The 23616-nt window shown below is 41.2% G+C and carries 18 protein-coding genes; 1 reads left to right on the forward strand and 17 read right to left on the reverse strand.

Going from position 1 to position 23616, the window contains the following annotated elements:
- Window positions 1-52: 52 nt before the first annotated feature.
- From MKX65_RS21695 to MKX65_RS21760, 14 genes are all read right to left on the reverse strand, one after another.
- Window positions 53-1768, reverse strand: coding sequence for a methyl-accepting chemotaxis protein (locus MKX65_RS21695; protein ID WP_340905546.1), 1716 nt, complete (start codon window positions 1766-1768; stop codon window positions 53-55).
- Between the two features lie 373 nt (window positions 1769-2141).
- Window positions 2142-2858, reverse strand: coding sequence for a PDZ domain-containing protein (locus MKX65_RS21700; RefSeq protein WP_340905547.1), 717 nt, complete (start codon window positions 2856-2858; stop codon window positions 2142-2144).
- 657 nt (window positions 2859-3515) lie between these two features.
- Complete coding sequence (locus MKX65_RS21705) at window positions 3516-4970, reverse strand: S41 family peptidase (RefSeq protein ID WP_340905548.1); 1455 nt, start codon at window positions 4968-4970, stop codon at window positions 3516-3518.
- A 220-nt stretch (window positions 4971-5190) separates the two neighbouring features.
- Window positions 5191-6666, reverse strand: a complete 1476-nt coding sequence (locus tag MKX65_RS21710; protein WP_340905549.1) for a methyl-accepting chemotaxis protein — start codon at window positions 6664-6666, stop codon at window positions 5191-5193.
- 17 nt (window positions 6667-6683) lie between these two features.
- Entirely contained in the window at window positions 6684-7748 is a 1065-nt protein-coding gene (locus MKX65_RS21715) for an HD-GYP domain-containing protein (protein WP_340905550.1), read from the reverse strand.
- 166 nt (window positions 7749-7914) lie between these two features.
- Window positions 7915-8382, reverse strand: coding sequence for a hypothetical protein (locus tag MKX65_RS21720; RefSeq protein ID WP_160549803.1), 468 nt, complete (start codon window positions 8380-8382; stop codon window positions 7915-7917).
- 12 nt (window positions 8383-8394) lie between these two features.
- Entirely contained in the window at window positions 8395-9405 is a 1011-nt protein-coding gene (locus MKX65_RS21725; RefSeq protein WP_340905551.1) for a sodium-dependent bicarbonate transport family permease, read from the reverse strand.
- 386 nt (window positions 9406-9791) lie between these two features.
- Window positions 9792-10556, reverse strand: coding sequence for an alpha/beta hydrolase (locus tag MKX65_RS21730; protein WP_340905552.1), 765 nt, complete (start codon window positions 10554-10556; stop codon window positions 9792-9794).
- 155 nt (window positions 10557-10711) lie between these two features.
- The gene (locus MKX65_RS21735; protein WP_340905553.1) at window positions 10712-12016 is read right to left on the reverse strand and encodes a murein hydrolase activator EnvC family protein; all 1305 of its coding nucleotides are present in this window, start codon (window positions 12014-12016) and stop codon (window positions 10712-10714) included.
- A gap of 111 nt (window positions 12017-12127) precedes the next feature.
- A complete protein-coding gene (gene ftsX / locus MKX65_RS21740; RefSeq protein WP_160549586.1) occupies window positions 12128-13021 on the reverse strand; it encodes a permease-like cell division protein FtsX in 894 nt (297 codons plus the stop codon).
- Complete coding sequence (gene ftsE, locus MKX65_RS21745) at window positions 13011-13697, reverse strand: cell division ATP-binding protein FtsE (RefSeq protein ID WP_160549587.1); 687 nt, start codon at window positions 13695-13697, stop codon at window positions 13011-13013. The genes ftsX and ftsE overlap by 11 nt, the downstream gene beginning before the upstream one ends.
- Before the next feature lie 516 nt (window positions 13698-14213).
- Entirely contained in the window at window positions 14214-14531 is a 318-nt protein-coding gene (cccB, locus tag MKX65_RS21750) for a cytochrome c551 (protein WP_160549588.1), read from the reverse strand.
- A gap of 51 nt (window positions 14532-14582) precedes the next feature.
- Window positions 14583-15446 (reverse strand): YitT family protein, encoded by an 864-nt coding sequence (locus MKX65_RS21755; protein ID WP_340905554.1) that lies wholly within the window; start codon window positions 15444-15446, stop codon window positions 14583-14585.
- A 361-nt stretch (window positions 15447-15807) separates the two neighbouring features.
- Window positions 15808-16149 carry a hypothetical protein gene (locus tag MKX65_RS21760; RefSeq protein ID WP_340905555.1) on the reverse strand — a complete coding sequence of 114 codons (342 nt, stop codon included), beginning with the start codon at window positions 16147-16149 and terminating at the stop codon, window positions 15808-15810.
- A 207-nt stretch (window positions 16150-16356) separates the two neighbouring features.
- Here MKX65_RS21760 and MKX65_RS21765 point away from each other — a divergent pair, with 207 nt between their 5' ends.
- On the forward strand, window positions 16357-17910 hold the full coding sequence (locus MKX65_RS21765; protein WP_340905556.1) for a glycine betaine uptake BCCT transporter: 1554 nt from the start codon (window positions 16357-16359) through the stop codon (window positions 17908-17910).
- Window positions 17911-17954: 44 nt separating this feature from the next.
- Here MKX65_RS21765 and prfB read toward each other — a convergent pair.
- The 3 genes from prfB to MKX65_RS21780 all read right to left on the reverse strand — a co-directional run bounded on the left by prfB (window position 17955) and on the right by MKX65_RS21780 (window position 23340).
- Window positions 17955-19059, reverse strand: a protein-coding gene (gene prfB, locus MKX65_RS21770; protein WP_119710085.1) for a peptide chain release factor 2 whose coding sequence is annotated in 2 segments (ribosomal slippage) — window positions 17955-18986 and window positions 18988-19059 — 1104 coding nt in all. Because the reading frame shifts where the segments join, the coding sequence is not laid out codon by codon here.
- 486 nt (window positions 19060-19545) lie between these two features.
- Complete coding sequence (gene secA, locus MKX65_RS21775; RefSeq protein WP_340905557.1) at window positions 19546-22062, reverse strand: preprotein translocase subunit SecA; 2517 nt, start codon at window positions 22060-22062, stop codon at window positions 19546-19548.
- 189 nt (window positions 22063-22251) lie between these two features.
- The gene (locus MKX65_RS21780) at window positions 22252-23340 is read right to left on the reverse strand and encodes an SEC-C metal-binding domain-containing protein (protein ID WP_340905558.1); all 1089 of its coding nucleotides are present in this window, start codon (window positions 23338-23340) and stop codon (window positions 22252-22254) included.
- Window positions 23341-23616 lie beyond the last annotated feature (276 nt).

Below are 23616 nucleotides of genomic sequence, written 5' to 3' on the forward strand. Positions count from 1 at the left end.
TGTTAGAAAATAAAAAGGCCGTGTTTGACGAAATACACAGCCTTTTAATCTCTTATAATTTAAACTTTCCTGTCAATTCCTTCATCGTGGTTGACATCGTAACCAGCTCTTCGATTGACTCCGTCATATGTAAAACTAAGCGTTCTTGTTCTAATGTAATATCTACGGTTTTTCTCACTTCAGTTGAGGCTTGCTCCGCAATATTAGCTGTCTCTTTAGCTGATGCTGTGATTTCTTCCGTGGCTGCAGACATTTCTTCAGAAGTTGCAGTCACTTCTTGGATTTTCACGTTTACTTCCTGTATGGCTCCTAGAATGTTTTTAAAAACCATTCCCGTTTCTCCAACCGAATGGATACCCTCTTTTACATCATCTAAAACAATCTTCATATTCTCTGCTGTTATATTCGTATCACTATTGATTTTCTCAATAATGTTCCGTATATTAACCGTTGAACTTTCGGATTGCTCAGCTAGTTTACGCACTTCATCAGCAACCACCGCAAATCCTTTACCCGCTTCTCCTGCGCGCGCTGCTTCAATCGCTGCATTTAACGCAAGTAAATTCGTTTGAGAAGCAATCCCTTGAATAATTTCTACAATGGACTCAATATCCTTTGAATGGGCTTGTAATGTCATGATGGAACTTGACGATTCATTAACTGAACGACTAATGGTATTCATCTGTTCCACTAAATCATTCACTTTTTGGTTACCTACCTCTATTTCGCCCTGTGTCTTGGCAGAAAGTTCCGTAACAACAGAAGAGTTGACGGCAATATCGTTGATATTCTCTGACACTTCTTCTATGATTTTTGCACTATCAACCAAGCTTTTATATTGAGTGTCCACTTGAGAGGCCATTTGCTCCATGATGACTGATATCTCATTACTTGCCCCTTTGGTTTCGTTCGCACTTACTAACAATTGCGACGTTGTTCCACTCATTGTTACCGAGCTTTCGTTGATTACCCCAATCATCCTCTTTAATTCTTGAAGCATATGATTAAATGAAGCTGTTAAACTTCCAATTTCATCTTTCCTATCAGACTCAATCGTAACCGTTAAATCACCTTTTCCAACTAATTCGACCTTCTTGGCTAAATGTTTTAGCGGATTCACTAGTGACACTGTGGCTATGGAAATCAATAATATACTCAATAATACGATTCCAACGGTCATCCACATTAACTTTATCTTACTCGCCTGTAGAGACGAATACACCAAACTAGCATCTAAATCAGCGCCTAATATCCCGATTAATTCTCCAGAATCCGATTTGATCGGTATATAGGCTGAAACTAAGCCACCATACTCTTCTGAATAAGTCAATTCCCCAACTTGTGACTTACCCGTTTCAAAAGCCTTCACTAGCAAGGGGTAATCATCAACGCCCTCTTCGACATCGCCTAATTCTGAGGCATCTTGTAGCATACCATCAACCATATAATAATATTCAAATTCTCCATCTTTCTCTTGTCGACCCATCGTATATAAATAGACCAACCCATTGGTTTCTCGTATTTCGTTTAGACGTTCTTTCAATTCATAATAATAATCCGTTTCCCCTGAATCTAGTGAGATTTCCTCATATAGATCCAAATCAATCACTTTAACAGCATTTTCAGTAATGGATAGCGCTTGGTCTCCTAATGAACTTGTAATCACATTTTTGGACGTTTGAAAAGAAATAAAGCTAGTTACCACTCCCGAAATCAATATTAAACTTGAGAAAATAACGATCATTTTCAATTTTAAACTCTTGTTCATAGACGTCTCCCTCTTTAATACAAATAATAGGACTATTATACTAAAAAAGAGGTTATAACTTAATTCTTTATTGTTCGACAAATAACGACTTTCACTTTCGGTCTTCACTGTATCGGTTTCGTGTAGGTATAAGAATTCATAGGCGGAGAATTTCCTGCTAATGTATATAGGGGAGGGCTAAAAGGTGGATTTAAGCGGAGATATTCCGGTTACATGCTCTAAATAAGGCAAAATCCAAGGATTTGGATAAAATAAACGAAAAAACTCCCCTTATCTTTAAGGAAATATGAGTATTTCCCAAGTTAGGCGGAATTCTTCCGTTTATTTTTCATACATAGTGAACTCTGCAATCAATCAGTTATTACTGAACAACTTATACCGCTTCTGTTCCCCACTTCTTCTCATCCTGAACAAACAGAATACCTAACTCATGATGATCGCCTTCGTAGAGGGCTCGCTGAACAAAGCGAACCTGTCCATTGACGTCTAACACCTCGAGCTTACAGTGAGCACGATTTCGCTGCAGCGCCTCATAGACCTCTGCTTCGTTATGTACAATTGTTCCGTTTACCTTAGAAACAATTTCTCCAACGGAAAGCTTCATTTTTTGTGCAGGAGAATGTGGTAGCACTCCTAAAATCATAACTCCTTGATTGCGCTTGGAAAAATAGAAAGGACCACTTTCTTCCTTCGTTTTTTGACTAAAATAGATCACTTCGCGTCCAAGGATTCCGATAGCAACGACTGCTAATGATAAAATCGGCAGCCAATACGAAGCAATGGCGATGGCTGTTAGCACGAAGCCATGGGCCATGATTTGCTTTCCAACATGTGAGACTGCCTGAGTTGGCAGGGCTCCTTGGATGTGTTGATAATGTCCGAGTGCAAACGGAACTAATAATAGTCCGTAGCCTTCTCCAGCTACATTAAACACCGGCCACCATTCAAACGGAAGCTGCTGGAGGGCATCTCCAGGGACCAACAGAAGAAGCGGCAACATCCACACTCGCTTGAGTTCGTGAACGCCTACTCGTTGGCCGCGTTTGCTCGTCATGAGCTTAGGCGAGGTCCCCTTCTTTCCATTTTTCAAAATAAGAATGCCTTCTGCGATGACTAGTAGAGCTAGCAGGACCGTGATGGACGGGTAGAGCTTGTCTTCTAGGCTGCTGAAGAGATCAGGGAAAAGCGGGATACTCCAGTCCTTGCCTGCTGTAAAAAAGAGGGCGAAGAAAGTGAGACCCACGGTGTATACCGATGATAGCAGGCGTACACGAATGCTCAGGATGATCGTGATTGCGGCAATAAACAGGATGGCCGCTAGTGGAATGACCACTCCTGCGGCGATCATGATGATCGACAGTATGGATCCGAGCAATAGTCCGAGCGGTAGTAACTGACGAAGCTCATAGTAGGCATTTTCGGCGCGAACGTGAAAATGACTTCGCTCTCTCTTTACTCGAGAAACTCCTAAAAATGCCGCGAGTAGGAATGTGAAGTAAAACACTGGATGTATTAATAGTTTTGCGAATCCCCAAGCCATTTCTAATAGCCACTCTAGAACCAAACTAGCCACCAACCTTATCAATCTATTTCCGAACTTTCCTATTAATCTTTATTTTACCAAATGAAAGGAGAATTCGATATTAGAAATATTTTGGATAATAGTGGATAAAGGGATTTAGGGGAATATTCACGGAATTTCCATAACAAAAATACCCTCTTACCCATGAGGATAAGAGGGTCAATCTTATTTCGCCAACAATCTGAGTCCAGTCTGCAGTTGCGTGTCATTGCTATCCTTCTTCATTTCTTCAACCACCGCACTCTGGAGAGCACTGGCTGTTTTGCTGTCAATTTTCCCCGTCATCTCTAAATCGTGTTGACGCTGGAAGGCCATGACGCTCGTTTCGGTACGGTCGTTAAAGTAGCCGTCCTCTCGACCTGGGTCAAGTCCAAGTGCCTTCAGCATTTGCTGGGCGTTTTTGATTTGCTCGTTGTTCATATCCTTTTCTAATGCCTCGGTGAGCTGGAGCGGATGCGTGTGATAGAGCTCCGATTGAACCACCTTCACATCGGGTTCAATTCCCTTTTTATGGATCCAATTTCCATCAGGAGTTAACCACTTAAACAGCGTCAGCTTAATATTGCTGCCATCTCCCATCGGCACAGCCTGCTGAACGGTTCCTTTTCCGAACGTGGTTTCCCCGATCAGTTGGAACCCTTCCGCTTCCTTTAATGCACCAGCAAGAATTTCCGAAGCTGAGGCACTACCTTTATCAATCAACACGGCAACAGGATAGTCTTTATCCTCCGTTAGGTTTGAAAAATAGCGCATCTTTTCACCATCTCGTTTTTCGATTTGAACGAATGGTTTTTCCTTTGACACGAATTCTTTTAGGATTTCCTCCACGCTTGATAACAGTCCACCTGGATTGCCACGCACATCAATCAGTAATCCATCGATCCCTTGATCTTCAAGCGCCGTTAATTCCTTTTTAAACTCTTTTGCAGTATCCTCTGAGAACGTGGTAATCTCCAGATACCCGATCTCCTTACCGTTTTGCTTTTTCACATCACTATGGACCGTGATTTGCGGAATTTCATCGCGCTTCACGTCGACAACGAGAGGCTTGGTTAAGCCACTACGTGCGATTTCTAGCTTCACCTTTGTTCCTTTTTCTCCGCGGATTTTAAGGGTTGCTTGATAAAGGTCTACCCCGTCCAAGCTTTCTCCATCCACCGATAAGATTTGGTCATTAGGGCGCAAGCCTGCTTTTTCGGCTGGCGAGTCTTTAAATGGGGACACGATGACGATTTTGCCATCAACCAGGCCTACTTCTGCCCCGATTCCTTCAAACGAGGATTCAAGTGTGCTGCTGAACTGCTTGGCCGTTTCTTTGTCCATGTATACCGAGTACGGATCGTCGAGTGTCGTGAGCATGCCTTGAATCGCACCCTCGATGAGCTTTTCTTGATCCACACTTTCTACATAACTGGTTAAAATTAACTCGTAGGCTTTTTCGACTTTGTCCAATTCTTCTAGATTGATAGACTGAGGGCTTCCCTCGTCGCTGCTTTTGGTATGTAACTCCACCTTGGACTCTGCCGCTAACGCACCGGTAAAGTGCAAATATCCATATGTTCCTCCAGCACCTGTTAGCAATGACCCTGTCATTAGCAAGGCAACCCATTTTCGATTCATGCAAAAATCCTCCCTAAAAGAAAAGCACTAATTTTTTTCTGCATTAGCTTTTGTCGGTTTAAGGGTCTATTTCTCCTTCCACGAGCTGTTGTTGCTTTGCAACAAAGGCTCGCTACAGGAGAAACAGCCCCTATATTTAATAGTTATACAAAAAACACCTCACAAAGTTGTGAGATGTCTTTGTATAACCACTATATGTGCGAGATGGACTAGTTATGAATTAATTCCGGACAACTAGGGTGGCTAGTTGTTCGGTTAAGGCTTCTAACTCTTTGAAAGATTCAACTACTTGGGTGATTTGGTTGGATTGTTCTTCGACGCTTGCTAGTACTTCTTCTACTGCCGCACTGGACTGTTCAGACACACTGGATAGCGAGGAGATTTCCTCTAAAACCACTTCAGAGTTTTTAGAAAAATGAACAAGGCTTTTTTCTACTTCTTCTGCTTGCTGTAGTCCTTGCTTAGACGAGGCGAGCATGGACTGGAACGTTTGGCTTGTTTGCTTGGTCATTTCTAGTCCTTTTTCAACTGCCAGCTGGCCGCCTTGTACTTGGCCCGTTACTTGTACGGTCTTTCTTTGGATTCCATCTAGGATGGCTTCAATTTCATGTGTCGATGCCTGAGAAGTTTCTGCGAGTTTACGAACTTCCCCAGCTACCACGGCAAAGCCTTTACCCGCTTCACCCGCGCGTGCTGCTTCGATCGCTGCGTTTAGAGCAAGTAGATTCGTTTGATCGGTGACCTCTCTAATTTTTAAAACAATCGCCCCAATTTTTTGGGTTTGATCGTTGAGCTCTTTCATCAATTGACTTGTATTTTCGACTGAGTCATATACATCCTTCATTTCTGTTTCGAGAGTGTGAATCTTCCCTGTCCCAACCTTCGACGTGTTCTCGGTTTCTAGCGAGATTTGATGAAGCGTTTGAGCAGATGTCACGACGCTACGAATCATATCTCCTGACAATTGCATCGTTTCATTCATCCCAGTCACGGAGCTTGCTTGAGTCTCGATTCCTTTAGATATTTCGGAGAATGCTGAGGTCAGCTCGGAAGAAATTTGATTCGTTTTCTCGATGTTTCTTTTAAAAGAATGACTGAAGTTCTGTAGCACGCCTACCGACTCTTTTACTTTTTCTAGTAATTCATCCACCTGTTCTTTTCCGTGTTTTAACTCAATTCCGTCAGCTTCCATCTTTTGCGTTAACTTCGATGTGAGTCGCGCCTGTGTGAGGAACATGAGTAACGTCACAATATTGATGACATTTAATGAAATTAAGATAGACACGTCCGCTCCGTAAAACATTTGCTCATTAAACTTGATAAAGAAATAATTGCTGAGAGCTAGTCCAATCACACCCGTTATGGCCATCGACCTCACTTGGTTATAAATCATAACCACCGCCAGAGCAAAATAGATCATTAAGTAGCTTGATAGCTTCGGAGAACTAGAAACCATAAAGAATATAAGAATCGCGATTCCTACAGCGACAATGTAATGAATATGTAGTGTAAACTTTTTGGTTACGGTAAATATGGTAATTAGTGTGACCACTGACAAACCAACAATAGCAAACGTAACAATTCCCTTTGTGCTAACGTTTGCAGCAAAGTTACTAGCAAGCCCTAAGGCAAAGCAGATCCATAGTAGGATGGTAACCAGCTTGTTTCTTTCCTGCATATATTGAATTCTGTCCATATCATTTCCCCCCATTGTTAATATGAAACAACATCCTTTAAGGAGCGCGTACCGTCATAACGTAGATCCACATAATGATTATCGCCTAAATGTACAAGTGGACAATGTGGCCTATCTTCGTAAACCGTTATGATTGTCCCTTGCTCCCCTGTATTTAACACGACTCTTTTTCCAACAAATTGGTCCATTAAGTATTTCGTAAACGGGACCGTAATGGCTGAATCAAACTTTCGCTTTGCGGTTTCTTCCATTAAAATCATGACAGCAACGATCGGTGACTGTTCTCCCTTATACGGACGGACCGCTGTGATGGCGTCATATGTATCAGCAACTGATATGATTTGGGCATGTAAAGGGATAACATCTTCACGAACTCTATACGGATACCCTGAACCATCTATTCTCTCATGGTGCATAAGTGTACCCATAATCACCTTCGAGCGAGTCTCACCCATTTTTTTCAGAATTTGTACCCCTTCAACGGTATGGTTTCGGATCAGCTCCCATTCTTCCGGATCTAGTTTTCCGTTCTTTTTTAACACCGAAAGTGGGATCGCAAGCTTTCCGATATCATGCAGTATCCCTGTTTCTCCAAGAAGCAGAATTTCTGCTTTATCCATTTTTAGTAGCTTTCCAATAATGGAAGAGACAACCGCCACATTTAACGAATGAACATACGTAAATTCATCATCTTTCCTAAGGAGCTTGAGTAGTTCGAAATGCTCATCTTCCGCTACAATCGTATTCAACATCGGTGTATACATATGCTCGAGCTTTTGTAATGGTTGATTGGAAGCGCTACCATTAATAGTTGCCTCTAAATCTTCGAAAATCATTTTTAACTGTCCAAGAGATTCCTTATAGTTCTGCTCTAATTTTTCTACACTAATAGACGGTTGGTTAATGAAACACGTCTCCAAGCGTAAATTGTTATGATGCAAGTGACTTTGTAAAACAAAGATATGTCTTTCGTTTAATATTGTTCCTTTTCGTAGTAGTGGAATAGATTTGTTCTTTGCAAACACATCTTCCGCTAGCACCGATCCTACAAATTCTAAGGAAAGACTCCCCTCTGTTGACATTATATTCACCCCTATAGTTCGAATTCCCCATGCAATTATTACCATTATAGTACCAAATTCTAGATTTGAGTATAGGAATGGAGGAGGTTTTATTTTGTAATCCTCAAAATATTTCTACAAAATTCGACGTTGACATAAAAAAAGAAGAGGGAGTTCCTCTTCTACTTTAAGAAACCACTTTGATTTCGTTTGTCTCTGTATTAACAATAAACCCTTGGACCAGTATGGATCTTGGAATTAGTGGATGCTTTTTTATTAATTCTACACTGCTCTTTATTTTGTCCCTAGTAATCTGTGGCCCTTTTAACCAGTTGATTGTACTACCTCCACCAAAGTGGATATAATCAAGTGTTTCGATTACTTGTTTAGTAACACCTGATTTTTCTAACCTAACCATAAGGTCCTCCTCAGAAATGCTTGATTTATTTTCGTCTCCTATCACATAAATCTCTACTACATTTTCAGTGTTTATCGCTAAAATAATATCCCTAACTAAGCACCCATACGGTTGGGATATTACTTCCCCTAAACTAGTGAAGATTAGTAGTTCTTCCGTGTCTCTTTGTGTAATTTTTGGAATGAATTGTAGCATTTTCTCATTGAAACCTGTTATGATTAATGTCTTTTTTATCATAAACACTTCCCCCTATTGCATCCATTTGGCTATTTCATAATATACAGGTATGCCGAGAACAAGATTAAATGGGAACGTTACTCCTAAAGATAAACCAAGATATATCGACGGGTTTGCTTCAGGAACTGAAGTTTTTAAAGCTGCTGGAGCTGCGATATAAGATGCACTTCCTGCCAAAACTCCCATTAAGGTAGTTCCTCCTAAGGAGAGACCTACGAAGTTCCCTATAAAGATGCCCAAAATTCCGAATAGAAGCGGAGTGAGCAATCCAAATAATAGTAATTTCATACCATGTTTTTTTACTTCCGGTAACCGTTTCCCTGCAACTAAACCCATATTTAACAGAAAAAGGATTAAAATACTGCCGTATAAATCAATAAAAAGAGGTTTGACTGTTGAAACAGCACGTTCACCGAGAAATAGACCAATGAATAAGCTCCCTACTAAAAGGATAATACTTTTTCCAAAAATACTTTCTCTTAACACTTCTCTATTAAGCAAGCCTGCTGATGATGGAGGAAGGAACCCAAGAGTCCGGGTAGAAAATGCTCCAGTTCCCTTATTAGCCTCTAATATTTTATATAAAAGCAATGACACTAATATAGCCGGGCTTTCCATAAGTACAACAATCGCATTCATAAAGCCTTCATAAGAGGTTCCATTTTTGTCTAAAAAGGTAAGTGCAGCACCGTAGGTAACTATGCTTATAGAGCCATATGTAGCTGCCAACCCAATGGAATTTTTCACATCCATCTGAATGAATCTTAGAATAAATAGTGTAAGAAAAGGGATGATACCCCCGATAAATAGAGCTCCTAGAATAGGACCGACAACCGTCTCTATAGAATAATGGGAGAGTTCTATTCCCCCTTTTAAACCAATCGCGATTAATAAATAAATACTTAATGCTTCGCTTAGACCATTAGGAATTTTCAGATCAGATTTTACTATTGCTGCAAGTAAACCTAATAGGAAAAATAACACCACTGGCGAAAGCAAATTTTGAATTATGATTTCCTTCATATAAATCCCCCTATTTTTAATAAAAAAAACGATAACAATGGAAAATGACCTTCCACCTTTTTACTCTTGGCTAGCTAAAAAGCCTTCCGAGAATCTCCCTTTATTTTGTTTGATTCTCCTTATTCCTTCCAACAAAAAAAGGTATATTTCCCAAGACTGCACTACTCCAGAAAATATACCGATTTATATTCCTTTTCCTTCATCTTTATTAGGATCTATTTTTCATATAGCCAATAAAAGTATTAGCTAGATGCTAAATATACCTATTCTTTTAGAAGTATAAAGCAATGATCTCTCGTTTGTTTAAAATTGATTTGAAATCATTATATCCGTGTGAGGGAAAAAATTCAATAGTAATTTAAAAAAATTTTAAATATTCACTTCTATTATCTTAACACGAGTTCCTTCGCTACTAACTGTTGAATGAACTGATGCCCACTTTTCACAATTTGGTCCTTGTCATAATCCATAGAAGCCACATGGAAGGAATTAGGCAACTTGAGTCTTTCCGTATTAGTAGATCGTACCGTTTGAAGAATATAATCGGTATTTTCAGGTGGAACCACATGGTCCACACTTGAGCGCATACCTAAAACCGGGCTATCGATCTCAGGAAGAATGCTTATCGTGTCCTCCATGACCTTTTGTAGTTCATGAATTGCTTTTAATGGTACCTTTGAATAAGTAATTTCATGAACACCACTTGCCTTGATATCTGGTTCTGACTCATTCAAGAACCGTGGTTCAACCTGATCTTTTAAATAATCGTAGGCTGGTACTTCCAAAGCCGCATTTATTAAAAGGAGTCCCTTGATCTCTTTGTGACGATGAGCTAAACGCAGTGATAGTGTTCCACCCATGGACTGCCCGATCACAAAAATATGTGAACAATGTTGTTTTAGTTGTACATACGCTTTTTCTAATGAAGCGAACCAGTCTTGATAAGAGCACACTTCCATATCTTTATAATGAGTTCCGTGTCCTTTTAATCTAGGAGCTAACACCGAATACCCTAATCTTGCAAACTCTTCCCCAATATACCGTACACTTTGAGGTGTCCCAAGAAATCCATGAGATATTAGTACTCCTACTTCACTTCCCTTGAAGAAAAATTCTTCCGCTCCCTCGATAACCGGATATGTTTCTGCCATCTGTTTCGCCTCCATTAGTAAGCAGTTTAATTTTTATCTGTTACTATACTATAATTCATATTATACCTATCTGTAAACTAGGAATTAAAAAATAATTTAAAAAGCGCAACTTGTATCTACTCAGAGAGTAGGCAAAAGCTGCGCTTAGTTTGTTCTTATAGTGGTACAATTCCAGACGGATTAATCGCATTAGACTTCGATGCATTCCATCCACCACGGTGAAGCTCGAAGTGTAAATGCTGGCCATAGGAATCACCTGTGTTACCCATGTTTCCAATAAATTGACCTTTAGATACAACTTGTCCTTCACCCACGGCACGGCTGCTTAAGTGAGCATAGACCGTTGTATAGGTTTGACCGTTAATGCTGTGTGCAATAAAGATCGCATTTCCGTAACTAGATGAGTAGTACGAACGAATAACTACCCCATCTGCTGCTGATACAACAGGAACCGTTCCTTTTGCAGCAAGGTCAACCCCTGCATGCAATTTACCCCAACGAACACCAAATCCTGAAGACAGGTAACCCGCTGATGGTCTTGTGAAAGATCCACCGGATACAGCTGGAGCTGAAACGGTACTGCCTCCGCCGCTACTTTCTGTACTTCCGCCACCACCTGACGAATTGTTTGCGGCTGCTGCTGCGGCCGCCGCTGCCGCTGCTGCAGCTTCAGCAGCTGCTTTGGCCTGACGTTCTTGCTCCATTTGAATGGCTTTTTGCATCGCAGCAGCTTGATTAGCTAAAATCGACTGCTCTTCTGCTAGCGCCATTTTATGGTCATGAAGTTCGGTCTCTTCTTGTTGAAGAGTCGCCATTAACTTGTCCTTTTCAGCCTTTTGTGATTCAAGGCTCTTCTTCATTCCTTCAAGGTCAGCAAGCATTGTTTCTAATCCAGCAAGCTTGTCCTCTACTTCTTTTTTCTTAGCTTCAAGTTCTTCTTTATCTGCTTGATGCTCTCTTAAAATATCTTGGTCGGCTTCTACAATGGTTGCTACCGCACTCATGCGGTCGATAAAGTCTGAAAAGCTCTTTGCCCCCATCAATACATCGATATAACTAACCATACTTCCGTTTTCCTGGAAGTTACGAGCACGGTCCTTTAGCAATTCATTTCTCTTTGCAATACGCTCTTCAAGAACAACGATTTCTGCTTTTAATGTTTCAATTTCAGCCTTTGTGTTCTCGATTTCCACGTTCTTTTCAGCAATCTTATTTTCCGTATCGGTTACTTTCATATCAATCTCTTTAATTTGAGCTTGAATAGAAGACTGTTGGGCTTGATTTTCAGATAGCTTTTGTTCTGCTTCATCAATCTTCGTTTCTACTTCTGATTTTTCCTCTTGAATTTGACTCTTTTCTTCTTGAAGGTCCTGAAGTGTGTTCGCCTTTACTGGAGAGACAAGAACACTTCCGAAACCTATTGCAGCAGCAAGTGTGACATATGTTATCTGTTTTTTCACTCCGATTTCTCCTTCCAAATGCTAAGTTAGTCGTTCGATAGACAGATAGATTCTAGTCTATTAATCTAGTCATTTTTTATGTAGAAAAGGAAAAAAGAACATTCCTTTTCCTTATATTTTCAAGAATTTACGTACGGACATTAAGCTTCCCCAAATTCCAATGAAGGCTCCCATAATCACAAGGATTCCAGCCACTTGGAAAATAAATGGATTCACATCTAATATTTGAATAAAATTGCCCTCTAATCGTGGCGCAATATAATCATGTGCTTTTGAATATAACACCGAAATCATCGCGATGGGAATAACCGAGCCCAGTATACCGAGCATAAGCCCTTCTAGGAAGAACGGCCAACGAATAAACGAGTTCGTTGCTCCCACTAAGCGCATAATTTCAATTTCACGTCTACGAGCAATAATGGTGATCTTAATCGTATTTGAAATAAGGAACATCGCTGTAAAAAGCAACCCAACGATGAGCACAAGACCCACGTTACGGCTGACGGATAAAAAGCTAAATAGCTTTTCAACAGAGCCTTGTCCATATTTAACTTTTGTTGTGTATTCAAATTCATCAATTTGTTTCGCTACATTCATCGTATCAGTAGGATTCTTTGCCTTTACGATAAAGACATCATTTAATGGATTGTCTTGCTCAAAAAGGTTAAACACTTCCCCTTCTTCTCCAAGACTTGCAATCAAACTATCAAGTTCTTCCTCTTTTGCAGAGAAGGTGACACTTTCCACTTTCGAGAGACTTTTTATCTGCTCTTCAAGTACGGCTTGGTCTTCTTTCGTTGCTGCTATATCTATGTGAACGCGGATTTCCACGTCTTCTTCAATCGAATCGGCTACCTTATTCAGGTTCATCATAATCACTAAAAACACGCCAACAAGAATCAAGGTTACCGTTACGGCACTAACAGACGCAAAGGTCATCCAGCCGTTACGACCAAGATTTTTGACGCTTTCTTTCATGTGACGACGGATCGTTCTAGCTTTCATAGCCGTAGTCACCTCGCATTTGATCTCGAACAATTTTTCCACTTTCAATCGCAATTACGCGATGCTTAATGGTGTTAACAATCTCTTTATTATGAGTCGCCATCACGATGGTTGTCCCTCTCGTGTTAATCTCTTCAAAGATGTTCATAATTTCCCATGAAGTTTCAGGGTCAAGGTTACCTGTGGGCTCATCCGCAATCACAAGCTTAGGTGCATTTACAATCGAACGGGCAATCGATACACGTTGCTGCTCTCCACCTGAAAGCTCGGTTGGAAGCATTCTCGCTTTATGCTTTAAGCCAACGAGATCCAACGTCTCCATTACTCGCTTCTTAATATATTTCGGCTGTTCTTCGATAACTTCAAGTGCAAACGCAACATTTTCATATACATTTAACGTTGGAAGTAACTTAAAGTCCTGGAAAACCACGCCAATATTTCTTCGTAATAAAGGAACTTTCGAGGGTCTAAGTGTGGCAAGATTGATTCCATTAATCATAATCGAACCTTTTGTGGGCTTTTCCTCGCGGTACATCATTTTAATAAAAGTAGACTTTCCCGCACCACTCGGTCCAACCACGTACACAAACTCACCTTGCTGTATATTTACATCTATTCCATTAGCGGCAGTAACACCGTTTGAATACTTTTTATATACTTCTTTCATTTCTATCATTTAACTATCACCTAAATTGTTTTTGTCATATCTTTCAACTAGCCATTGGATGTTGGTTACATTACATGGATGATGGTCAAATGAATTATCGCCGAAATTCGACAAAAGTTGACCGCTACATTAGACAGTATTCTTCATAAATCACATACAAGAAACATTATAGCACTATCCTAATACAAAAAGTTCTATAAAAATATTACATTTTCTTTTCAAGTATTGTCATATTATGGTGAGACTTGGTAATAGACATCTAAATGATTCGACATGATTGGTGAATTTCCTCTATTCATGGAGGGGGATTTGTTGTGGAATTTTGTATTTTTGTGGCGGGTTTTAGATAGGGCAATATGCTCATCAGGCATATATAAGCGACATTTCAATTATATCGGCGACTTTCACTACTTTATCAGCGACTTTTTAAATATATCAGCGAGTCTCTCTATTTTATTATCAGCGACCTCCCTATTTACACCTTAAAACACAAAAAACGCCCACCAGGACGTTTTTCATCAGCCATTATTTCTTTCCAGCTAACCATTCGGCCACCGTGGAAGCATCCTCGCCTTGTAGAAGTCCCTTCGGCATGGCGCCCTGGCCATTTGCAATAACATGCTCAATATCTTCTTTTGATAGACTAGCACCGATGGCATCAAGCTTCGGTCCTACTCCACCTTCGAGGTTTCCGCCGTGACAGCTTGAGCATTTTTGCCCGTAAAGCTTTTCAGCGTCTCCGCCACTAGCTGTTGCACTGTCATCTGTTGCTTCCTCTCCACCGCCACACGCAGCTAGTACAAATAATGTTCCCATCAATAGTGCAAGAAGCTTCTTTTTCATCCAAAATCCCCCTAAGGTAAAAAATACATAGTCGGTAATATTATACCAAGACTAGGCACGTTTGAAACCCTCACCAAGCACCTCGGAAGCATCCATAACGATGACAAATGCAGATGGGTCAATGGTTTTCACTAGTTGTTTCAATTTCGTGAACTCTGTTTGGTCAACGACGCACATAAGGATTGGTCGCTCGTGATCGGTATAGCCTCCGTATGCTGATAGTTTTGTCACACCGCGGTCAATTTTATTCAAAATGCCTTCACGCACTTCCGCCTGCTGGTTCGTTATAATCATCGCCATCTTAGAACGGCCAAGACCTATTTGCACCAAGTCAATCGTTTTCGTTGTCACATACAAAGCAATCAATGCATACAAGCCGCGTTCAATATCGAACACAATTGCAGCTGATAGAACAATTAATCCATCGATAATCGCCACACATGTGCCAAGTGTTAACCCTGTGTATTTGTTAATAATCTGAGCGGCCAAATCCGTTCCTCCTGTTGAAGCCTTTCCGCGGAACACAATTCCTAAGCCGAGACCCACTCCAATTCCTCCAAACAGGGCTCCAAGAAGAGGATCATTCGTCCACGGTTCATATTCATTCGTAAAAAACACAACCAATGGCAGAAAGATCGTTCCTACGAGCGTTTTTACACCAAAATTCTTCCCTAGTAAAAGAACACCAGCAATAAATAAAGGAATATTAAAAGTCCACTGTACAATAGCTGGTTCAAATCCAAATAGAGAATACAGAATGGTGGATATCCCACTTACACCACCAGAGGCGATTTGATTGGGTAATAAAAATAAGTTAAAGGCAATTGCCACAATAGCTGATCCGATGAGTACATATATGTATTCTAAAAATACTTCTATCTTCGGATGAACTCCAGATGTCTTTTTTCGATTCATTAACCGCGTCTCCTTTACCAACCTCTTTTTCAAAGGCTCTTTTCTAAAACATTGTTGCTATATACACACTTTTTAGGAAATTAACTATTTGTTTAAACAGCCAATCAGTATATTACATCCTTAGAAAAGAGCTACTCTCCAAATAGACCAATAAGCCCAGCGTTATGCAGGAAAAATCCGGCATTTGGGTTTTTTCCAAAACAACAAACTTTACGAAAACAACCTTATAAATAACTAGGCGAGTATAGCATGGAGGAAAAAGGTTGTAAATGCCACTGTACCAACGTGTTAAAGGGTTAAAAGCCCTTCTTATTTAATATGAAACAAAATAAGACCGGGCATTCACAAATGCTCGGTCTTATTACTGTTTATTTACGATTCCAACCGCGATCGTTTCAAGAAACGGACGAACGTTCGTGGATCGATTTTTGGCATATCGAATCATCATAATCACGTCGTGAAGTTCTTGTGGAGTTAAAAGTTCAATCGACCACTCCACGAATTCCTCATTGGAGATGGTATAGTTTTCAGTCGGTACTTTGATTTGTTTATATGTACGTAGTTCATCACGTAAAAGTCGTTTGTAATATTCATATTTCAGCTCCACCAGTTCATCCTCTTTGCGGAGTTTTTCGGTAAGATAGAGCATTGATTGCTCGCTAATCATAACTATTTCTTTCACCTCTGTCCAGCACGTTCGCATTCCCTACATAATGATAAACAAAAAACTAGCGTTGTGCAAAAAATTCTTATACTTTCTCTATTATTTTTGAAAACCCTTTATCCTTCAAGGGCATTTCGTATTAATTTCACTGCTTTTTTTCCAGCCATTCCTAATTCCTTGACAAACGCATGAATTAATAGAAAGATTGTATACTAAATGTGAATGAACCAAGGGAAGGATGATTTTGTGAAAGAGAAAAAACTCGGTTCGGTATTTTACATATCGGTTGTTATTATAAGTTTATTTGTTTTATGGGGATTATTCGCGCCAGAAAACTTAGCAGAGTCAGCAAATGCCGCCCTCGCCTTTACAACGGGGACTTTTGGATGGTTTTATCTATTAGCCGCCTTTATCTTTTTAGTCTTTGCAACGTACTTAGCATTTGGACCTTATGGAAAAATCAAGCTCGGGAAGGATGATGATGAGCCCGAATTCTCGTACTTTTCATGGTTCGCAATGCTTTTTTCTGCAGGTATGGGAATTGGATTAGTATTTTGGGGAGTAGCTGAACCCATCACTCATTATATCGATCCCCCGCTTGATTTGGCTGAAGGTCAAACACCAGAAGCAGCTCGCTATTCATTACGATACTCATTTTTCCACTGGGGGCTCCATCCCTGGGCGATTTATTGCGTCATTGCCCTTGGACTTGCCTATTCACAGTTTAGAAAAGGAGAATCTGGCCTAATCAGTTCAACCTTTCGTCCTTTGCTTGGAAAAAGGGTCGAGGGACCGATTGGAAAAGGAATTGATACATTTGCTACAATCGCAACCACATTTGGTGTTGCGACTTCACTAGGATTAGGGACATTGCAAATTAACAGCGGTCTTTCCCATGTGATTGGAATTCCAAACACCATTGGGGTTCAACTATTAATTATCCTTATTGTTACCATCCTTTATATGGTTTCTGCTACCACAGGGCTTGATAAAGGAATTCGTTACTTGAGCAATTTGAACCTAGGATTGGCAGTCGGACTCTTACTATTTGTCATTGTGACTGGACCAACCTCGTTTATCTTTGATGCCTTAACCACGACGATTGGTGGCTATTTAGGAAATCTCGTTCAAATGAGCTTCCGTTTATCCCCCTTTACACAAGGAACATGGGTTGGCGCATGGACCCTGTTTTACTGGGCATGGTGGATTTCATGGGCACCATTTGTTGGAACCTTTATCGCTCGTGTGTCTAAAGGTAGAACCATTAAGGAGTTTGTCCTAGGAGTCTTGCTTGTTCCAACCTTATTCGGTACGATTTGGTTTTCAGCTTTTGGAGGCTCCGCTCTTTTCTTTGAGCTTTTTGAAAATAGAGGAATCGTTGATGCGGTGAGCAATGACGTAACAACTGCCCTTTTTATCACGCTAGAGCAGTTCCCACTTGGAACCATTTTAGCAGGCTTAGGGACATTGTTAATTATTACGTTCTTCATTACCTCTGCTGATTCCGCAACATTAGTGCTCGGAATGCTGACATCCAAAGGGGTGTTGAATCCCGCGAATTCAACTAAAATCATCTGGGGTGTACTGCAATCAAGCATTGCTGCGGTGCTATTATGGAGTGGCGGATTGAATGGACTTCAAACGGCTTCGATCGTGGCCGCTCTACCATTTGCCGTGATTATGGTGTTGATGGTCGTATCTTTGAGTATGTCATTAAATGAGGAAGTAAAAGAGCAGAAGAAGATTGAAAAGCGTCGAAATAAAAAATTAGACCAGCTTTTAAAAGAAAGTGATTTGTAGAGAAAAAGCCTTCTAAGCGTTGATACTTAGAAGGCTCTCCTATTTTATAAACTTAATTTTGATCGCAAATACGCATTGATGAAAATGTCGAGATCTCCGTCCATTACCGCTTGCACATTGCCTGTCTCCGTGCTCGTACGGTGATCTTTTACCATGGAGTACGGGTGGAACACGTAGGAACGAATTTGTGAACCCCAACCAATTTCCTTTTGCTCGCCACGGATTTCTAGAAGCTCAGCTTCTTGCTCTTCAATCTTTTTCTGATACAACTTCGCTTGAAGCATCTTCATCGCTCGTTCACGGTTTTTAATCTGCGAACGCTCAGTTTGACACGTCACTACAACATTGGTCGGAAGGTGGGTAATACGAACGGCAGAGTCCGTCGTATTAATATGCTGACCACCAGCACCACTCGCACGGTACGTATCGATTTTCAGATCTTCTGTACGGATGTCGATTTCGATTTCATCATTGAATTCTGGCATCACTTCACAAGAAACGAAGGAAGTATGACGGCGACCCGATGAATCAAACGGCGAAATACGCACTAGACGGTGTACCCCTTTTTCTGCTTTTAAGTAACCGTAGGCATTATGGCCTTTGATCGCAAGAGTCACACTTTTAATTCCGGCTTCGTCACCTGGTAGATAATCAAGCGTCTCCACCTTGAAGCCCTTCTTCTCAGCCCAGCGAGTATACATACGAAGTAGCATCGAACCCCAGTCTTGAGACTCGGTTCCACCTGCACCTGGATGTAACTCAAGGATGGCGTTGTTTTTGTCGTATTCTTCGCTTAATAAAAGTTGAAGTTCGAATTGAGCAAGGCGCTCCGAGAATTCCTTCAATTCGGTTGCCAGGTCGTTTTGCATTTCTTCATCTGCTTCTTCACGAACAAGTTCATACGTAAGATCTAAGTTTTCGTACACTTCGTACAGGTCATGAAATTCATGTACCTGATCCTTTAATGCATTGGATTCAGAAATAACCGCCTGTGCGGCTTGCTGGTCATTCCAAAATTCGGGTTGAAGCATGACATCATCAAGCTCCGCGATTCGTGCTTCTTTGTTTTCTAAGTCAAAGAGACCCCCTAAAGTCCGCTAATTTCTTAGCTGTTTTTTCAAGCTCGTTACGGATATCCGCTAATTCCATGATTGTTGCCACCTCTATAAGAATTTTAATATGGTCGTTTTCCATAAAAAGAGGACGGTAGATTCAGTTGCTACCGACCCTCTATTTTATTATGTTTGTTGGGATTGGATTGTGATTTGTGTTGTATATCTGTGTTTTTTGGAAATCGGATGTCTAAAGATCGACTTAGTTCACTCATTCTACTAGTTTCTGGGAATCACATGTCCTAAAGGCTAACTTAGTTCACTCATTCCACTAGTTTTTGGAAATCAGATGTCCTAAAGGTCAACTTAGTTCATGGATTCCACTAGTTTCTGGAAATCAGTGTTCTTAAGCCTACTTAGTTGACACATATTTTGTGATAATCGCAAGTAATTTTGGAGAATTGCAAACAAATCTTCAGAATCGAAACTTTCTCTCCCCAAAATTACTGCAAACTCACTAAAAGGCGCCCATTTTTATCCTAAAATCACCTTAATGCCAAAATTCCAGCCACTTTTAATGCCTCTAGTCTAAGCTTCCGCAGCAGTTTTTATACTTTTTGCCGCTTCCACAGATACATGGGTCGTTACGGCCGACATCCATTGCCTTGGTTACGGGCTTTTTCTTGACTGCTTTTTCGCCGTCTTCCTTCGGGTTTACTGCTTGGCCCTTGGCAACCTCTTGACGCTCTAGGTTGTTTCGGATTTCTGCCTTCATAACGTACTTCGCTACATCCTCTTCGATGGCTGCGATCATGCTTTCGAACATCGCAAAGCCTTCGTGGTTGTATTCGCGAAGTGGGTCGATCTGACCGTACGCACGTAAGTGAATTCCTTGACGAAGCTGATCCATGGCATCGATATGGTCAATCCACTTCGAGTCAACGGCACGAAGCACAACCACTTTTTCGAATTCACGCATTTGCTCGAATGAAAGCTGCTCTTCTTTTTCGTCGTAGCGCTCCTTCACTTTTGCAAGAATTAATTCTGTCATAGCCTCTGGCTCTTTGCCTCGTAGGTCTTCCACCGTTACGTCACCTTCGTGAAGAAGATTTCCGTTCACGTAGTCAATGATGCCTTGCAGGTTCCACTTATCACGATCCTCAAAGCTTGGTGTATGAACTTCAACGCTACGGCTAACAACCGTTTCGATCATTCTCTCCACGATTCCACGCAGATTCTCAGACTCAAGTACTTCATTTCTTTGCGTGTATAAAATTTCACGTTGCTGACGAAGAACATCGTCATAAGATAGAAGCTGCTTACGTGCATCGAAGTTGTTTCCTTCTACACGTTTTTGTGCCGATTCAACAGCTCTGGATACCATTTTACTTTGGATCGGCTGTGAATCGTCCATGCCAAGACGTGTCATCATCGCCTTCATATTGTCAGAACCGAATCGGCGCATCAGCTCGTCTTCCATAGAAAGATAGAACTGTGTGACCCCTGGATCTCCTTGACGACCCGAACGTCCACGAAGCTGGTTATCAATCCGACGGCTCTCATGGCGCTCCGTACCAATAACGGCTAATCCGCCAACCTCTTTTACCCCTTCACCAAGCTTGATATCCGTACCACGACCAGCCATGTTGGTAGCGATCGTTACCGCACCCTTATGACCTGCTTCAGCAATGATTTCTGCCTCGCGCCCGTGGTTCTTCGCGTTTAACACATTATGGCGAATACCTTTTTTCGTTAGGTATTTGGAGATTAATTCAGATGTTTCAATCGCAACGGTACCCACTAGAACGGGTTGGCCCTTGCTGTTACGCTCAGCAATATCTTCTACAACCGCACGGAATTTCCCGTCCATCGTTGCGTAGATTAAATCGGCACGGTCATCACGAGCAATCGGACGATTTGTTGGAATCACAATAACATTCATATTATAAATATTACGGAATTCCTCTTCCTCTGTTTTCGCTGTACCCGTCATTCCTGACAATTTTTCATACATACGGAAATAGTTCTGGAACGTAATCGTTGCGAGCGTCATGCTCTCGTTTTGAACCTCAAGACCTTCCTTCGCTTCAATCGCTTGGTGAAGACCATCGCTATAACGACGTCCCTTCATCAGACGACCTGTAAACTGGTCAACAATCACGATTTCGCCGTCCTGCACCACATAGTCCACATCTAAATGCATACTTGCGTGTGCCTTCAGCGCTTGTCCGATATGATGGTTCAACGCTACGTGACGAATGTCGAATAAGTTCTCGATGCCAAACGCGCGCTCTGCTCTATTGATTCCGTCTTCCGTCAGCTGAACACCCTTGGTCTTTTCGTCGTACGTGAAGTCTTCTTCTTTTTTCAGCGTACGAACGAATGCATTCGCTTGGATATAAAGAGCCGTCGACTTTTGAGCTGAACCAGAAATGATCAATGGTGTACGTGCTTCGTCAATTAAGATCGAATCCACTTCGTCAATAACCGCGTAGTAAAGCGGACGCTGTACTTTTTGCTCTTTGTACAGAACCATGTTATCGCGAAGATAATCGAAGCCAAGTTCATTGTTCGTAGAATATGTTATATCACAAGCATACGCAGCTTGCTTTTCTTCTTTTGAAAGGCCGTTTGTGTTTAAACCTACTGTTAAGCCTAAGAACGTATAAAGCTGACCCATTTCTGTCGCGTCACGGCTTGCCAAGTATTCGTTCACCGTTACGACGTGAACGCCTCTACCAGATAGGGCGTTTAAGTATACAGGCATGGTAGACGTTAACGTTTTCCCTTCCCCTGTCTTCATCTCGGAAATGTTTCCTTCATGAAGAGACGCGCCCCCCATGAGCTGAACAGGATACGGGTAAAGCCCAAGTACACGCTTGGCTCCTTCGCGCACAACGGCAAACGCTTCAACAAGCAAATCATCCAGTGATTCGCCACCTTGATAGCGAGACTTGAACTCGTCCGTTTTAGCACGAAGCTCGTCATCGCTCAACGCTTCCATTCTTGGTGCCAATTTTTCAATCTCTTCACTCAGTTTGGTTAGGCGTTTTAATTCTCTTTTATTTGGATCAAACACTTTATTTAACATTCCAAGCATTTAGAACGCTCCTTTTTGGTTATGGCTATTATGTATAAATTCGCCAGATTGCTTGGCGAACCCTTCGTCATTCAAATGTTTACCTATTATTTTATCACTTTTGGGTAATCAGTGCCAATAAGAGCGAGAATGTGATACTAATGCTCTTTTCTTAATCTATGGAACAGAGTTTCCGCAGAAAAGAACAACCTACTTTAAATACTCATCCTCTTCTAGTTCAATCTGCAAGTCTTCTAAAATCATCGCACGGAGTTCTCGTAATTCAGGAGTGAGCGTGGTCTTTAAGTCCCTGACAATTCTTCCAAGACTAGCCGCAGAAACGTTCGTCTCTAAGGCAAACTCATTAATCGTCAAATCAACTAATGGATGAACCTCCATCGCCACATACTGAACTGCCGCCACGTACACAGACTTGCTTTTCACCTGCTTTGGCTTGATTTGACAATAACGATTCCAAAGCGCGATTCCCGTTCCGGTTAGTTCTGGTGGTGAACCATAGCTCTTAAACTCTTGGACCAACAACTCGGCAATCACCTTGTGAACAGGGAGTGGCCAATTGAAGTTGTCGATGTTCACTTCGGCTGATAAAAATTGAATTTCGTTCATCACATAAAGGAGCTGATTTTTCAAAAACTCGATGGGGTCATCGTATTTGCTTTCAGCAAACTCCTGCTTAATAAATTCTTCATCCCTTTGATCTGATTCCCCTTCAAGGTCAAAGAATGTCGGGAAAAAGATCCACTCCTCACGATATGGAACGATAAATCCGAAGATGAAGGAGTTTGGCTCAGCAGCTGATGGCTGAAGAAGCTTAATTTGTAGATGCTCATCGGTCAGCGTATCCTTCATTGTTACACTAGTTGGCGTCAGCTCAAGCATTCTCCCTGCAACCGGACGAGGGCTGTGCCAAGAAGCGACGATGTCTCGTAAACTTGCTCTTGTGACTGTTTTATCACGATGATGGATGAAGTCCTGTAAAAACGTCATGTTTTGGTCCACTTGTTTGAAAAGGGCGAACCATACGGTATGAATAAAGCCAAAAAACTCAATTTCCTTTTCATCATCAACAAGTGCAGGAAGGACATACCGATCAAAATCCTCGTCAATTTCATCACCGTACATATAATCCACATCACTGATGACCTTTGCTTGGATTTGCTCAATCTCCCGTTCTATTAATGAGTTAATCGAAATGGCTTCTTTTAAGCCACAACATTTTTTATATTTTTTCCCGCTCCCACATGTACATGGTGCATTTCTATTATATGAAGCTGCCATTCGGTTCTCCTTCTTTATCAAGGCTCTTTTCTTAAACTTTGTTGTTTTGGAGATAAAAAACGCTTAACCTGAGCTACAATACATAGCACACTATACTCCAATGGTAAGAAAAGAGCTTGCATTCTTAATTTCAAGCACAAAATAGCTTGTTTCCACGTTAAAATCGGCTTTTAGATTTTAACAACAATCTATGTGAACATAGCCTTTATCCAAATCTCTTACCCTTTAGTGTAAACGATTATGGAGGAATACAAAAGGGATTGTGGAGAAAATGGG

The sequence above is a fragment of the Robertmurraya sp. FSL R5-0851 genome (assembly GCF_038002965.1).
Taxonomy (GTDB): domain Bacteria; phylum Bacillota; class Bacilli; order Bacillales; family Cytobacillaceae; genus Robertmurraya_A; species Robertmurraya_A beringensis.

Bases quoted from the DNA above. Each gene is read 5' to 3' on its own strand.
- MKX65_RS21695 (WP_340905546.1), bottom strand. From the start codon at position 1,768: ATGAACAAGAGTTTAAAATTGAAAATGATCGTTATTTTCTCAAGTTTA.
- MKX65_RS21705 (WP_340905548.1), bottom strand. From the start codon at position 4,970: ATGAATCGAAAATGGGTTGCCTTGCTAATGACAGGGTCATTGCTAACA.
- MKX65_RS21710 (WP_340905549.1), bottom strand. From the start codon at position 6,666: ATGGACAGAATTCAATATATGCAGGAAAGAAACAAGCTGGTTACCATC.
- MKX65_RS21715 (WP_340905550.1), bottom strand. From the start codon at position 7,748: ATGTCAACAGAGGGGAGTCTTTCCTTAGAATTTGTAGGATCGGTGCTA.
- MKX65_RS21720 (WP_160549803.1), bottom strand. From the start codon at position 8,382: ATGATAAAAAAGACATTAATCATAACAGGTTTCAATGAGAAAATGCTA.
- MKX65_RS21725 (WP_340905551.1), bottom strand. From the start codon at position 9,405: ATGAAGGAAATCATAATTCAAAATTTGCTTTCGCCAGTGGTGTTATTT.
- MKX65_RS21730 (WP_340905552.1), bottom strand. From the start codon at position 10,556: ATGGCAGAAACATATCCGGTTATCGAGGGAGCGGAAGAATTTTTCTTC.
- ftsX (WP_160549586.1), bottom strand. From the start codon at position 13,021: ATGAAAGCTAGAACGATCCGTCGTCACATGAAAGAAAGCGTCAAAAAT.
- ftsE (WP_160549587.1), bottom strand. From the start codon at position 13,697: ATGATAGAAATGAAAGAAGTATATAAAAAGTATTCAAACGGTGTTACT.
- cccB (WP_160549588.1), bottom strand. From the start codon at position 14,531: ATGAAAAAGAAGCTTCTTGCACTATTGATGGGAACATTATTTGTACTA.
- MKX65_RS21755 (WP_340905554.1), bottom strand. From the start codon at position 15,446: ATGAATCGAAAAAAGACATCTGGAGTTCATCCGAAGATAGAAGTATTT.
- MKX65_RS21760 (WP_340905555.1), bottom strand. From the start codon at position 16,149: ATGCGAACGTGCTGGACAGAGGTGAAAGAAATAGTTATGATTAGCGAG.
- secA (WP_340905557.1), bottom strand. From the start codon at position 22,062: ATGCTTGGAATGTTAAATAAAGTGTTTGATCCAAATAAAAGAGAATTA.
- MKX65_RS21780 (WP_340905558.1), bottom strand. From the start codon at position 23,340: ATGGCAGCTTCATATAATAGAAATGCACCATGTACATGTGGGAGCGGG.